The organism is Gilvimarinus algae (assembly GCF_030518215.1).
GTDB classification, from domain to species: domain Bacteria; phylum Pseudomonadota; class Gammaproteobacteria; order Pseudomonadales; family Cellvibrionaceae; genus Gilvimarinus; species Gilvimarinus algae.
In genome coordinates this window covers 208072-221256 of sequence record NZ_JAULRT010000060.1, presented here as the reverse complement: position 1 = coordinate 221256, position 13185 = coordinate 208072, and the positions used below count along the sequence as shown (strand labels likewise).

9 protein-coding genes are annotated in these 13185 nt (G+C 58.3%); 2 read left to right on the top strand and 7 right to left on the bottom strand.

What is annotated here, in order from left to right:
* Positions 1–7: 7 nt before the first annotated feature.
* Both QWI16_RS13640 and QWI16_RS13635 read right to left on the bottom strand, forming a co-directional pair.
* Complete coding sequence (locus QWI16_RS13640; protein ID WP_302713987.1) at positions 8–367, bottom strand: PilZ domain-containing protein; 360 nt, start codon at positions 365–367, stop codon at positions 8–10.
* Between the two features lie 21 nt (positions 368–388).
* Positions 389–2146, bottom strand: a complete 1758-nt coding sequence (locus tag QWI16_RS13635; protein WP_302713986.1) for a DUF1631 family protein — start codon at positions 2144–2146, stop codon at positions 389–391.
* A gap of 294 nt (positions 2147–2440) precedes the next feature.
* On the opposite strand from QWI16_RS13635, the gene QWI16_RS13630 reads away from it, so the two are divergent.
* Entirely contained in the window at positions 2441–3916 is a 1476-nt protein-coding gene (locus QWI16_RS13630; protein ID WP_302713985.1) for a NarK family nitrate/nitrite MFS transporter, read from the top strand.
* Between the two features lie 92 nt (positions 3917–4008).
* Positions 4009–5730 (top strand): bifunctional protein-serine/threonine kinase/phosphatase, encoded by a 1722-nt coding sequence (locus QWI16_RS13625; protein ID WP_302714203.1) that lies wholly within the window; start codon positions 4009–4011, stop codon positions 5728–5730.
* A gap of 184 nt (positions 5731–5914) precedes the next feature.
* Here the strand turns inward: QWI16_RS13625 and QWI16_RS13620 are convergent, their stop codons facing one another.
* The 5 genes from QWI16_RS13620 to QWI16_RS13600 all read right to left on the bottom strand — a co-directional run bounded on the left by QWI16_RS13620 (position 5915) and on the right by QWI16_RS13600 (position 12916).
* On the bottom strand, positions 5915–7138 hold the full coding sequence (locus QWI16_RS13620; protein WP_302713984.1) for a glycoside hydrolase family 27 protein: 1224 nt from the start codon (positions 7136–7138) through the stop codon (positions 5915–5917).
* 33 nt (positions 7139–7171) lie between these two features.
* The gene (locus tag QWI16_RS13615; RefSeq protein ID WP_302713983.1) at positions 7172–8485 is read right to left on the bottom strand and encodes a glycoside hydrolase 5 family protein; all 1314 of its coding nucleotides are present in this window, start codon (positions 8483–8485) and stop codon (positions 7172–7174) included.
* A 50-nt stretch (positions 8486–8535) separates the two neighbouring features.
* Positions 8536–9753, bottom strand: coding sequence for an AGE family epimerase/isomerase (locus tag QWI16_RS13610; RefSeq protein ID WP_302713982.1), 1218 nt, complete (start codon positions 9751–9753; stop codon positions 8536–8538).
* Positions 9750–10931 (bottom strand): 4-O-beta-d-mannosyl-d-glucose phosphorylase Mgp130, encoded by a 1182-nt coding sequence (gene mgp130 / locus QWI16_RS13605; RefSeq protein WP_302713981.1) that lies wholly within the window; start codon positions 10929–10931, stop codon positions 9750–9752. Before mgp130 ends, QWI16_RS13610 begins: the two co-directional genes overlap by 4 nt.
* A gap of 116 nt (positions 10932–11047) precedes the next feature.
* Positions 11048–12916 (bottom strand): sodium:solute symporter family protein, encoded by a 1869-nt coding sequence (locus QWI16_RS13600; protein WP_302713980.1) that lies wholly within the window; start codon positions 12914–12916, stop codon positions 11048–11050.
* Positions 12917–13185 lie beyond the last annotated feature (269 nt).

The following is a 13185-nucleotide window of genomic DNA, read 5'->3' as shown; positions in this document are numbered from 1 at the left end:
GGGCCGTTCAGCCCGTGCGCAGGCGCCGGGCAATTTCCTCTTTCCAGGCGAGAATGGCGGTATCGTCAGACTCAAACAGGGCGATGCCGATGTGATAGCGCCCGGCCTGGGAGCGGCACCACTTGATTTCGCCCGTGAGCAGAAAGCGCACCTCGGGCTCTTGCAGCTGCACGCACAGCGGGTAGATATGGCCGGTGGGCAGGGCGCGATCCAGCACCACCTGTAAGCCGTTGGCCGAGAGGTCGGTGGAGCGGCTCAACAGGATGCGTCCGGGCTCGCTGCCGTGCTCGGCCTCGAGCTCAATATAGACTTTTTCCGAGACGCTGAGCCGATATTCCTGACGCTGTTCGGCGGTTTTCATCGTCATAGTGCTTGCTCCACGCGTGAGTTACTCGGTGCGGCGCAGGCCGCGAACAATAGATTCAAGGCGGTTTTCAAAGCGCTGTTCGGGCTGATAGAAGACCGCCTCATCGGCCAGCAGCATCGCCAATAGCTGATCGTACTGCAGCTCGGCCACTTTGCTGCCCACCCGGTCGACAAAAATGTACTTGCCGGTGGAGCGCATGCTTACCGCCAACTTGCAGCGGATGGTTTTGCCCTCGGCGAGTGGCAGATCCGCCCAGGTGCCGAGGGTGAGATTGTCCAGCGACTCGCGAGCGTCCTGTTCGCGCTGCGCCAGCACCTCGGCCTCGCGCCGCTTGCGCTCCTCGCGCTCGCGCACTTCGCGCTGGGCGGCCAGGCGCTCGGCTTCGGCGCGAGCCTTGGCCTCGGCTTCGCGCCGAGCGGCCAGCTCCAGAGATTTCAGCCGCTGCACCTCCTGGCGCTGGCGCTCGGCCTCGGCCCGGGCCTCACGCTCGGAGGCCGCCTGCGCCTCACAGATTTGCTGTAGGTGAGCAAGGCGGGCGTTGGCGGCGGTGAGCGCGGCCGAAAACACGGGCACCTGCGGAATTTCGCGGGCGATGCCCGCCTCCAGGCACACACGCATTTGCGCGGCGGATTTTTGCAACACCTTATGACCGGCGCGGTTGATAAACAGGAGCTGGTCTGTGCCCGGCACCTGCAATAAAAACTGGCAGCGCAGGGTGTCATCGCCGCTAAATTCGATCCAGTCGCCGGTGGTGAAGTGATGCTCGGGTCCGCTGCTTTGCAGCTGGCTCAACAGTCGTGCCTCTTTATTGACGTCGCGGGTTGGGGCCGGCGCCGTTTCCACCGTCTGGCCTTTAAGCAGCGCGATGATCATGGCCGACAGCTCAGCGAGAAACCCCTGATAGTGGGCCGCGCTGCAACTGTGCGGTGGCTCGGCCTGTTCCAGCTGGGAGAGCAGCGCCGGACCCTTATTGTAGAAAGACTGTTTTTCCTCGGCGGTTTTTTCCGGATTGAATGACCACACCAGCAGCCGCAGCATTCGATTCCAGAAATTCCAGTCCGGCGCCTGCTCGGATTCGTTAATCAGCACATATTGCAGCGCCGGCAGTATGGCCTCATTGATAAACATCAGCACTGCCTCAGGCAACCCGCGCCCTGCAACCGTCTGATTGTACAGTTCAGCCACGCGACTCTCAGCGTGGGCGGCCTTGATACGCCCCAGCTCCGACACTTGCATTCTCTCAGCGAGCAGTGCGGCGCGGTCCAACTCCCGGTCGCAGGCTTGATTAAGTGCCTCTAATGGCTCCTGCCATTCGGCGGGAGGCGCCGCCAGCGCGCTTACCAGAGCATCCAACCGCTCGGTAAACTTCCTTGCCTGTGGGCCGAGCGCCGCGCACCAGGTGTGCAAGTGAAAAAATAACTGATCCCAAGCGCGTCGCTGCTGCTTGATCTCCACCAAAGCGATATCCGGGTCGGCGCAGACGGCCTCCACCAGCCGCTGGCACAGAGCATCCACGGCGTCCGCCAGCTCCGGCGCACACTGTAGATTCTCCCCCAACGCCTGCCATAGCCAATAGCCATACAGCCCCGGCAGGCCCGCCGCTCGCGAAAAATCAGCGACGGCATAGTCCACCCAGGGGTTTTGAGCTTGCAGCAGCTGCGGGCTCAAACTCTGCAGCTGAGCGACACTCGCGGGGGTAATCTCACGGGGCAAACCAAGCAGTTCGCGAATTCTGACCAGCCGGTCTTCGGGCCGGGCTGTGTCTGACTCTGGCTTCATAAGTATCCTCAATTTGCGAACCACTTGTGTGCACGCCACCGTAAACGTGCACTCCCTCGGCGCCCATACAATGCACAATTGTGCAACAAAATGCCCTCCAACGTCGGGCACGCGCACCACACGCAGACATTATCCGTGCATTTTCGCGCTCGGGGCCAAAAAACCTGCACCACAAAATAGCGCCTGGACTCTGGCACGGCGGTTGCTCTTGCACTGCCACACGGGCCCTTTGCCCTCACCGAAAACGCCTGACGACGGCAAGACCCAGTCGCCATTTTAGACGGAAGTGACCTCATGAGCTCAGAAAAACTCAATTTACTGGATGTGACGCGGGCCAACATACGCCTGCTGCACCTAACCTGGTTTGCGTTCTTTTTAACCTTTGTGGTGTGGTTTTCTCACGCTCCGCTCAAGCCGCTGATCATGGAAACCTTCAATATGAGCGTCGCTCAGTGGAAGGCTCTGTTGATTCTCAACGTGGCGCTCACCATTCCCTCACGTATTGTGGTGGGCATACTGGTGGATAAGTTCGGCCCACGTATCGTCTACTCCCTGCTGCTGGCAGCAGGCGGTATGATGTGCCTGGCTTTTGCCAGTGCACAAAGCTACGAGCAGCTCGCGCTGTTTCGCTTTTTGCTCGGCTTTGTCGGCGCCGGGTTTGTCATTGGTATTCGCCTGGTGGGCGAGTGGTTCCCCGCCCGCCACGTAGGCCTGGCCGAGGGCGTCTACGGCGGCTGGGGCAACTTTGGTTCGGCCGCGGCGGCCTTTACCCTACCCACCCTGGCTCTGGTGTTTGGTGGTGATGACGGCTGGCGCTACGCCATTGGCATGACCGGACTTATGGCCATGGCCTACTCGGTGGTGTTTTACCTGCGTGCGCGCAATACCCCCAAGGGCTCCACTTACTTTAAACCCAAGAAAAGCGGCGGCCTGGAAGTCACCAACAAAAAGGACTTTTATTTTTACTTGGCCATGAACCTGCCCATGTACCTCATTTTGGCTGTGCTGGCCTGGAAACTCTCGCCCTCGGGCGTGGGGCTCTTGACGCAAGGCACGACCTACCTGATGTACGTGATTTTACTGGTACTGTGTGTGTATCAGTTCAGCCAGATCTACCGCGTAAACAAAGACATGCTGCAGGGCACACCGGTACCCGCCCACGATCACTACAAGTTCAAGCAGGTGGCGATTCTGGATTGGGCCTATTTTGTCACCTTTGGCTCGGAGCTCGCGGTGGTGTCCATGCTGCCCGCCTTCTTTTTGGAAACCTTTGAGGGTATGACCCTGGCCGCCGCCGGGGCGCTTGGCGCCGCCTATGCGTTTATGAACCTAGTGGCCCGCCCCGGTGGCGGTTACATCAGCGATAAGTTTGGCCGCCGCCGCTCCATGTCGATTTTTATTGTCGGCCTGACTCTGGGGTATTTCGCCCTCTCACAAGTCTCAGGCGCCTGGCCCATTTCGCTGGCCGTGATCAGTGTGATGTTTTGTTCCTTCTTTGTTCAAGCCGGTGAAGGCGCGGTATTTGCCATGGTGCCGCTGGTGAAGCGCCGCATGACCGGGCAGATCGCCGGCATGGCCGGGGCCTACGGCAATGTAGGTGCAGTAACCTTTTTGACCGTTTACAGTTTTGTCGATGCCAGCACTTTCTTTTTGGTGATTGCGGCCGCGGCGCTGGTGGTCTTTGGCATTGTGCAGTTTCTCGAAGAGCCCGCCGGCCACATGCACGAAGTCAACGAAGACGGCACCATTGCCCAGATTGAGCTGACCTGATGACGGCACCGAACGAGGCGCTGCACGAGCGGTTTGCCACCGCGGACAAACGCGCTACCATGGCCGAAAACAATAAGGCCCCACGCGCGTCTATGGAACACTTGCAGCCCTCGCTCGATATCAGCTTTGCACAACTGAGCGAGGCCGGAAGAAAGCCGGAAAATCAGGACACCGTGGGCGCCCGCTTTCCCGAGGGCGCGGCGCTGGTCACCAAGGGCGTAGCCATTGCCATTGCCGATGGCGTCAGCTCCTCCAGCGCCGCCCGTCAAGCCAGCCAGACGGCCGTGACCGGTATCCTGACCGACTACTACGCTACCCCCGACACCTGGCGCACCGGCCAGTCTGCCAACCGGGTGATTCAATCGCTCAACCGCTACCTCTGGAGTCAGAGCCAAAACAACGTGCGCCAGGAGGGTTATCTCACTACCCTTTCCCTGCTGGTGCTCAAAGGTGATAAAGCTTTTGTTTTTCACGTGGGCGATAGCCGCATCTACCGGTTACGCAACGGCCAGCTCGAGCAGCTGACCCGCGACCACAACCAGCGCATCGACAAAAACACCACTTACCTCAGCCGCGCTCTAGGCGCTGACCTGACACTGGAAGTGGATATGGAATCGCTGGAAATCGAGCGCGGCGATCTCTACTTGCTGAGCACCGACGGCCTGCACGATGCCGTTGACGATAAAACCCTGACACAGATGCTCACGCAAACCGACGATCTGGACGCACTGTGTCAAACGCTGTACCAGACGGCCCTGGCCAGAGGCAGCGAAGACAATGTCTCACTTCAGCTCGCACGGGTAAACAATATTGGTACGCCCAGCGAGAGCGATGCCATTACCGTGCTGTCGCGCCTGCCCTTTCCGCCAATTTTAAACAAAGGCCAGTGTCTCGATGGTTTAACTGTGGAGAAAATTCTCCACGAATCCGAGCGCAGCCAAGTCTACCTGGTGAAAAATCGCGAGGGCGTGCCGCTGGTGATGAAAACCCCCTCGCCCAACTACTCGGACGATGCCGCCTACATCGAACGCTTTGTCCGCGAGAGCTGGATAGGCGCACGCCTGAGCAACCGCCACGTCGTGCGCGTGGTAGAACCGCCACAAACACGCAGCTGCCTCTACTACCTCACTGAGTTTATCCCCGGGCCCACACTCACCCAGTTGATACGCGAGCGAGCGCCTTTTGCGGTAGCCGATGCCACCGAACTGGCGGAACAACTGGTCGCCGGCGTGCGTGCCCTACACCGCAAAGACACCCTGCACCAGGACTTAAAACCCGACAACATCGTCATCGGCACTCAGGGCGCCTGCCTGGTGGATTTCGGCTCCTGCTGGGTCGCCGGTGTCGAGGAAATGGCCTCGCCCATTGCCGGCGACAAAATCCTCGGCACATTGGACTACTCTGCACCTGAATACCGCTACGGCGGCGCCACCGGCCCGCGCTCCGACCAGTTTTCACTGGCCGTGCTCGTTTACGAAATGCTCACCGGCAAACACCCTTATGGCGAAGCCTACGGCAAAGCCATGTCACTGAACCAATTTCAAAAGCTCAGCTACCGCTCCTCTTTGCAATTTAACCCTCTGGTTCCCGTCTGGCTCGACCGCGCACTGGAAAAAGCCCTGAGCATCCAACCCGGCCAGCGCTACGAAGCTCTGTCGGAGTGGCTGCAGGACATCAAACGCCCCAACCCCAACTGGCTGAACGCGAGACACAAACCGCTGATCGAGCGCCACCCGGAGCGCGTGTGGAAACTACTCGCGCTAACCGGCTGGGCCGTCGCCGCGGGGCTATTGGTGTTTGTGGCTAGTCGGTAACGGCTTTTAAACGTCGGCCATTATGGGCCGGGCCGCAGGACAAAGAAAATACCGCGCATGTCGCGGTCTATAAGTCGAGCTATCGAAAGCGCCTTTTTGCGATTGCAACAGCCCGACACATCATTGTGTTGCTCATATGAAGTAAGCGTCTGCCAGTCACGAGGAAGCCTGACGCTTTTTCCTTTTACTTCACCGGCGTCAACCGCAAGACCACCACGTCGTGCGGCGGGATGGCCAGTTTCAGATTGCGTTTGGTGTCGCCTTTGTCCCCCGTCCATAGATCTCGCCAGGTAAAAATCTCGCGATTAAAATCTATACTACGCCCGGTCAGGTCGTCTTTGACGAGATTAAACGGCCAGTCGTGGGTATAGTTGAGTACCTCGTCGCCGCGATTTAAAAACAAAAAGGCCCACTCGCCATTGGCCAGGGGTTTTAAGAAGACGTTTAAATCCCCAGCGTCTATGTAGCGCATGGCCTCTACGCCAGCCGGGTCCTGGTTGAGCGCGATAATGTCTTTGTTGGTGAGGATCTTACGCGTTGTCTCGGACATGTTGCGCAGATCGTTGCCGGCAATCAACGGCGAGTTGAGCATGGCCCAGAGGGAGAAATGCGAGCGGTCTTCCGCCTCGCTCATGCCATTGCCCACCTCCATCATGTCGTAGTCGTTCCAGTGGCCGGGGCCGGCGTACTGGCGAAGGCGCAGATCTTTGCGAATATCGAGAATTTTCAGTACACCCAGGCTCTGCCAGCTGCCCCAGCCGTAGGCGCAATCCCAGCACGGATAGATGTCGCCCGTGGCACGCCAGCTGTGGCCGATGTCTTTGGCCCACGCCCAGGGCTGATTGTCACCCCACTCGCAAATACTGAACAAAATGGGGCGGCCCGCTTTGTAGAGAGCATCGCGCATGGTGGTGTAGGCGCCGATAGGATTGATGTTCTCGGTATCGCACCAGTCGTACTTGAGATAATCAATACCCCACTCGGCGTAGGTTTGGGCATCCTGATACTCGTGACCGCGCGAACCTGGCCGCCCGGCGCACGTGGTGTTGCCGGCATCAGAGTAAATGCCGAGCTTCAGGCCTTTACTGTGCACGTAGTCGGCCAGCGCTTTCATGCCCGAGGGAAAGTGCGCTTTGCTCACTTGAATTTTGCCCGCGGCATCGCGCTCACCGTGCCAGCAGTCATCGATATTGATATAGGTATAGCCCGCATCACGCATGCCGGTTTCCACCATGGCATCGGCCATCTCACGGATCATGGTTTCGTCTACGTCGCAGTCAAACGTGTTCCAGCTGTTCCAGCCCATGGCGGGCGTGTCGGCGAGGCCGTCAAACTTTTGTGCCGAAGCGAGCGCGCTGACACTGAGCGCCAGAAAAATGCACAGACTTTTGCTTAAGAATCGGTTCATGTTTTCTCTCTTATTTTTTTATCAAGGCGCCTGCTACTGCAAGCGCTGGGCGTGCGCCTTTATCAATTCAAGGGTGGAGGTATCGTCGGAGAACACGGAGTTCAAACCCTGCGGCTCCTGCGGCGGATCGCCAAAGAAGTCGTCGCCGGGCTGCCACATAAAATCGGCACGCTCGGTTTTACCAAAGCCGCCCCAAGCCCAGAAATTGGAACCGGCAAAGGGGCCATCCGCCTCGGCGTTGTGCTCGATAAAATCGTACACCTGCCCGTAGAACCGATCACGGTATTCAGTGGAGCTGCCACGCGCAAAAACCCCAGCATCGCGCTCCACGCCAAATTCCTCGAGCACAATGGGCTTGTTCAGGCGATCGGCAATGGCCATATGGGTTTGCATATACGCCCGTGCTTTTTCCCATGCAGCCTCATAGGTTTGCTCGGCGCGGGTCACATCAAACCAGCTCCAGTTTTTAATCCACATGTGGAAGGTCAGATAGTCGATGTTATCGCTGGCGTGTGAGCGCTCAAAAAGCGCGGCATCGCCCAAGGTTCCCATGGCGCCCTCGTTGCCGGTGCTCACCAGCTGGTGCGGCGCGAGCGCTTTGATAAAGCCTGCCGTGTCGTGCACCCAAGCTTCAAAGTGCGGGTAGTTAGGCCGACCCTCGGCGTCGCTGCCTGGGCGCGGCTCGTTAGCCAACTGCCAGGACATAATGGTCGCATCGCGGTTGTAGGCGACACCGTTGACTGAGTTGACCCGGGTCAACACTGACTCGATTACCTGCCGGTAGAGAGCCTGCGCCTCGGGTAAACGGTAAAAGCGCGCCGAGTTCTGCATAAAAGGGTTCCAGCGGCCGGTGACATCCGGATCAAACACCGGCTCACCGGTAAACCAGGCCACGTACTGAGACATGCCCCCAGACCACTGCCAGAAATTGTTGAGGTAGAGCACGGCTTTCATATCACGCTTGGCCATTTCGGCGAGAAGAAAATCCAGCCCCTGCAGCAGAGACTCGTTGAGATCGCCCTCGGCATTTTCGACAATAGCCGGGCGCACAGCGCGCATCAGCTCGCTGCTTTCGGAGGCGGCCAGTACCCGCAGATTATTGATGCCGTAGCTTTGCAAGAGGTCCAGCTCGCGTAGCAGGCGCTCGCGATCTCCGAGCTCGCCCGGCGCGCCCAGATAGGCGCCATACCACATGTTGGCACCGGCAAAGCGGTAGGGCTCGCCGTTAAGCACAAAGGTCGTGCCCTGAACGCTGACAAAGTCTCGCAGACTATCCGTCTGTTGTGCGGGCGCCGTGCACCCGGCCAGCGACATTGAAAATACAACGAGAAGCCACAGACGCTTCATAAATGCTTACCTCTTTATCGGTTTTTATTAATGGGCATCCGGCTGCGACATTATCCAAGCAGACGGATCGCCTCTATCATGGCCCTGCCGTTGTGGTAGGGGCCTTTCCAGAAGCCCGCCTTGTAATCGCGTGCGCCATCGGGCGCGTCCAGGCGCGAGTGCCAAAGCCACTCGCCGCGCTCCTTATCGATCTGATAGGTCTTGATAAAATTCCAGACATTGGCAGCACTGGCGTAAAACGCGGTTTCATCACTCACTGACCAGGCAACCAGAAAACCCACCATGGCCTCGGCCTGTACCCACCAGATGCGCTCACCGTGCACGTGAGCGCTGCGTTTGTCGCGGCCGTCGAGCACTTCTCCGAGCGAGCCTATGGCCTCGCTCTGGCAGGTGCGGGCCAGTTGGAGAATGTCCGGGCCGAGGCGCTCGCTGCGTTCGGCATCGCCCAGAGCGGAGAGCGCCTTGCAGAGCAACCAGGCGCACTCGATGTCGTGACCGTAGGTGAACGCGGGGGAGTGATCGCTCCAGTCGGCATCCATAAAGCTGCGCAGGTGGTAGCTGTCGCGGTCAATCATATAGCGATCGAACAAATCAATGGTGTAGCCCAGTGCACGGGCCACGCGCTCGCCTTTGTGCACCTGATAGAGGCTGGTATAGGCTTCCAGCACATGCAGGTGGGTGTTCATGGTTTTGGGGAAATTAAGGTCTTTTTCGCTCAGACGGACGTCATCAATTTCGCCCCACTCGCGGGTGTAGGCCTCAAGGTAACCCTCGCCGGCGCGGTCCACACAGCGCGCTTCAATCAGCTCAAAGCAATCTAAAGCCTCTTGCAGCACCGACCCTTCGCCCGTGAGTTGGTAGTAGGCGCAGAGCGCGTAGATGGCAAAGGCTTGGGCATAGACTTGCTTTTTACCACTGGCGAGCTGGCCATTGGCGCGCAGCGACCAGTAGTAGCCACCGTACTCGGCATCGAAAAAGTATTCGCGTAAATAGCGGTAGGCGCGCTCAGCGGCGCGCCGGTAGTCGGCCTCGCCGGTAAACAGTGCCGCCTCGCTGAAAAACCAGAGGATGCGGGTATTGAGCACCACACCTTTCTCGGCAGCGGTATTCGGCCGGCCGTCGTCATCGATCTCGCCGTAGAAGCCGCCCTGCGCTGGATCCTGCGCAAGGTCCAGCCACCATCGGGCGATGCGCCCGAGCTCGGCCCGACATTCACCGGCAAAATTGCAAGCGCTGATTGCATTGGTGTGTTGCAGTGCCTGACTCATTTCAGCGTGTCCAGAATGGCCAGATTGGCGGCAATCAGGCCATTGCGCGTTTGCACCGAGGCCGCTGAGCGCAGACCGTCTTCGGGGGTGTTCATGCAATAGTCCACCAGTTTTGCCACCGTGCTGGTAGCGACGTGCATGCGAGTGTCCGATGAGGCGTAGTAGATAAACACCTGCTGCTGTTCATTGACGATCCAGCCGTTGGCAAAGGTCACGTTGGACACATCGCCCACACGCTCGCTGCCCTGAGGCGCGATAAAGTGGCCGGCTGGCCTGTGGGTCACCACCCAGGGTTTGTGCAAGTCGGTCATAAACACATAGAGCACATAGCGCAGACCAGCGGCGGTATTGCGCACACCGTGAGCCATATGCAACCAGCCGTGCTCGGTTTTAATGGGCGCTGGGCCCTGACCGTTTTTGACTTCCTTGATGGTGTGATAGACCTTGCCATCGACAATGGTTTCTTCTTTGATTTCGGCGTTTTCCATGGACGGCGTCAGCCCCCAGCCAATACCGCCACCAGCCCCCACGCTGATAAACCCGTCTTGCGGACGGGTGTAGAGGGCGTAGTGTCCGTCGATAAGCTCAGGGTGCAAGACCACGTTGCGCTGCTGGCCGGAGTAGGTAATCAGATCCGGCAATCGCTCCCAGTTCACCAAGTCTTTGGTGCGGGCGATGCCACACTGGGCCTCAGCGGCGGACAGATCGCCCGGTTGCGACTCGTCTTTGCGCTCGGTGCAGAAGAGGCCGTAGATGTAGCCATCCTCGTGTTGGGTCAGGCGCATATCGTAGACGTTGGTGTCCGGGCGCTCTGTTTCGGGCATGGTGATGGGGTAATCCCAAAAGCGAAAATTGTCGACGCCGTTGGGGCTCTCGGCAATGGCAAAAAAGCTCTTGCGATCGTTACCTTCCACCCGCACAGCCAGCAGGAATTTGCCCTGCCAGTAAATGGCACCGGCATTAAAAGCGGCGTTCACCCCCTGGCGCTCCATCAAGTAGGGGTTGGTTTTTTCGTTGAGATCGTAGCGCCAGAACACTGGAGTGTGCTCGGCGGTCAGAACCGGGTATTCCCAGCGGCTGTAGATGCCGTTACCCGGCAAGATTTCACGGTTGGGTCTGGCCAGCAGAGCGTCGTGATCGCGCAGTAGCTGCTGTGCTCTTTGTTTAAAATCACTCATAGTGTTACGGGTTCCTGCAATAGGTCTGGACATTTCCATCGGTCTATACAATTCAATAGGCGCGAGAAACCGGTTACGGATTATCGCCAACCGGTGTCGCTCGCCAGGCGGCCGGGCTAGTCGGCTGCCGGTTTCGGCAAATACTCCTGCGGCGTGTCTGCGGGATAGTCCCGCAAGTTGCACCACCAAAATTTCCATAAAAACAAGCTGCACAGGGCCACCACAGCCACGGCAACTGCAAACTCAAACCAGTGCTGAATTACCATAAAAATGGGGGCCGCCACCATGGCGGTTTGCCAGATAATACCCACCAGCACATTGGCGCAGTCGCGGCCAAACTCGCGGTTGCGCGACAACTCGGGGTGTTCTTTCAGCACCTCGCGATACACCGCCCCCCAAAAACCCCAGGGGCGCACACGCACGTAAAAGGTTTTCAGCACCTGCATGTCATCGGCGGGCGACAGCAAGGAGGCGATAATGCAGGTGCCCAGGCAACCGGCAAAAATCCACGGGAAGGCGTACACCGGCGCCAGATCAAGTCCAAACAGCCACTGCGCCAACTGAATAAGAATAAGCATCACCAGCCCCGCCAGCATGCCGCAAAAATAGCCGACACCGTTAAAGCGCCACCAGAACCACTTGAGCACATTGGAGGCTGTGTAGGCGCCGTAAAAGGCACTGACAATCCACTGGATAATGGTGTTGAGTGAGGGGATAAACAAACCGATGATTACCCCCAAGACCACAAATACCACCGAGACGATGTAGCTGACTTTGACGTAGTCGCGCGCCTCGGCGTCGGGGCGGATGTAGCGCTTGTAAATGTCGTTGACCACATAGGCCGGCGCGGCGTTGGTGGTCGCGGCAAAGGTCGACATAAACGCCGCCAGCAAACCGGCGATGAGCAGGCCGAGCAAACCGGGGGGCACGAAGTTTTTCATGGCAAAGGGTAGGACCTGCTCAAAGTCCACCGCCGGGCCCATGGCGTCGAGCTCATCCATAAAGAACACCAGCGCCAGAATGGTTAAACCGGCGATAAGCATATAGCGCGGGAAGAAGAGCGCGACATTGACAAAGCCGCTCATTCTGGCCGCCTCGGTGGGTGTGCGCGCCGAGAGAATGCGCTGCATATCGTAGTTGGGCGCCGGCCCCATCAGGCTCTTTAGCACACCCGAGAACAGCACCAGCATCACAAAAATGGTAAAGGGCGAGTAGCCGTCCTCGAGAATTTTGGTGTTGGCCGCATCCAGAGTACCGGACCAATCGAGATTGAGATCCCAGCCAAAGGCGAGGCTCGTCCAGTCGGCGGGGACCACGGCGGCCAACATCTCGGGCGAGACCTTTTGCATGGCAATCACCCCCACGGCGATGCAGGCGACGGTCATAATGAAAAACTGCAAGACCTCGGTAAACACCACCGAGAACATACCGCCTTTGACCACGTACACGGTGGTCAGCGCGGTGATGATCAAGCCGTAATAAATATCGTTGGTGGTGGGGTCGGAGGACAGCTCCCAGGGCAAGAACACCGAGGCGAACTTGCCGATGCCGATAAAACCGTAGGCGAGAAACCCCACCACATTGACCAGCGCAAAGAGCACCACGATGAGATGGGACAACTTGGCACCGGTGCCCTCACCAAAGCGGAAGGTGATCCACTCGGCGCCGGTCAGCACACCCGAACGGCGCAACCACACCGAGAGAAACACCATGAGGAAGATCTGGTTAAACACCGGCCAAAGCCAAGGGATATAGACACTGGATAGACCGTAGACAAACAGCAGGTACACCAGCCACATGGTGCCCGAGATATCAAACATCCCTGAGGCATTGGATAACCCGAGGGTATACCAGCGGAGCTTGTTGCCACCGAGAAAGTAACTGCGAATATTTTTGGAGGCGCGACTGGAAATCCAGAAGCCAATGACAATGGTGGCCAAGATATAACCGAGGATCACCACCACATCGATAAAAGCGAGTTGCATGCTGTTGTCCGTTTTATTCTAGGGTCTGTTGAGATCGATTGCGCAAGGCGCCTGCCATCGGTCTCAACCGCACTGTTTGCCCAATATTGCCAAGTGGCACTTTAGGGCCACGACTTCTCGCCCATGGCGCAGGTTCTTTTGTACCGGATTTACGCCGGAAAAGAAGCGCAATGTAACCGATTACAGATCGGTTTTCCAGCACTTTTATCCACTTATGCCCTGTCAGGCGGTGTGCTAGTATCGCCATTCCGCCTGACAGAACGACAAAA

Coding starts and splice junctions, on each gene's coding strand:
- QWI16_RS13640 (WP_302713987.1), bottom strand. CDS start 367: ATGACGATGAAAACCGCCGAACAGCGTCAGGAATATCGGCTCAGCGTC.
- QWI16_RS13635 (WP_302713986.1), bottom strand. CDS start 2,146: ATGAAGCCAGAGTCAGACACAGCCCGGCCCGAAGACCGGCTGGTCAGA.
- QWI16_RS13630 (WP_302713985.1), top strand. CDS start 2,441: ATGAGCTCAGAAAAACTCAATTTACTGGATGTGACGCGGGCCAACATA.
- QWI16_RS13625 (WP_302714203.1), top strand. CDS start 4,009: ATGGAACACTTGCAGCCCTCGCTCGATATCAGCTTTGCACAACTGAGC.
- QWI16_RS13620 (WP_302713984.1), bottom strand. CDS start 7,138: ATGAACCGATTCTTAAGCAAAAGTCTGTGCATTTTTCTGGCGCTCAGT.
- QWI16_RS13615 (WP_302713983.1), bottom strand. CDS start 8,485: ATGAAGCGTCTGTGGCTTCTCGTTGTATTTTCAATGTCGCTGGCCGGG.
- QWI16_RS13610 (WP_302713982.1), bottom strand. CDS start 9,753: ATGAGTCAGGCACTGCAACACACCAATGCAATCAGCGCTTGCAATTTT.
- mgp130 (WP_302713981.1), bottom strand. CDS start 10,931: ATGAGTGATTTTAAACAAAGAGCACAGCAGCTACTGCGCGATCACGAC.
- QWI16_RS13600 (WP_302713980.1), bottom strand. CDS start 12,916: ATGCAACTCGCTTTTATCGATGTGGTGGTGATCCTCGGTTATATCTTG.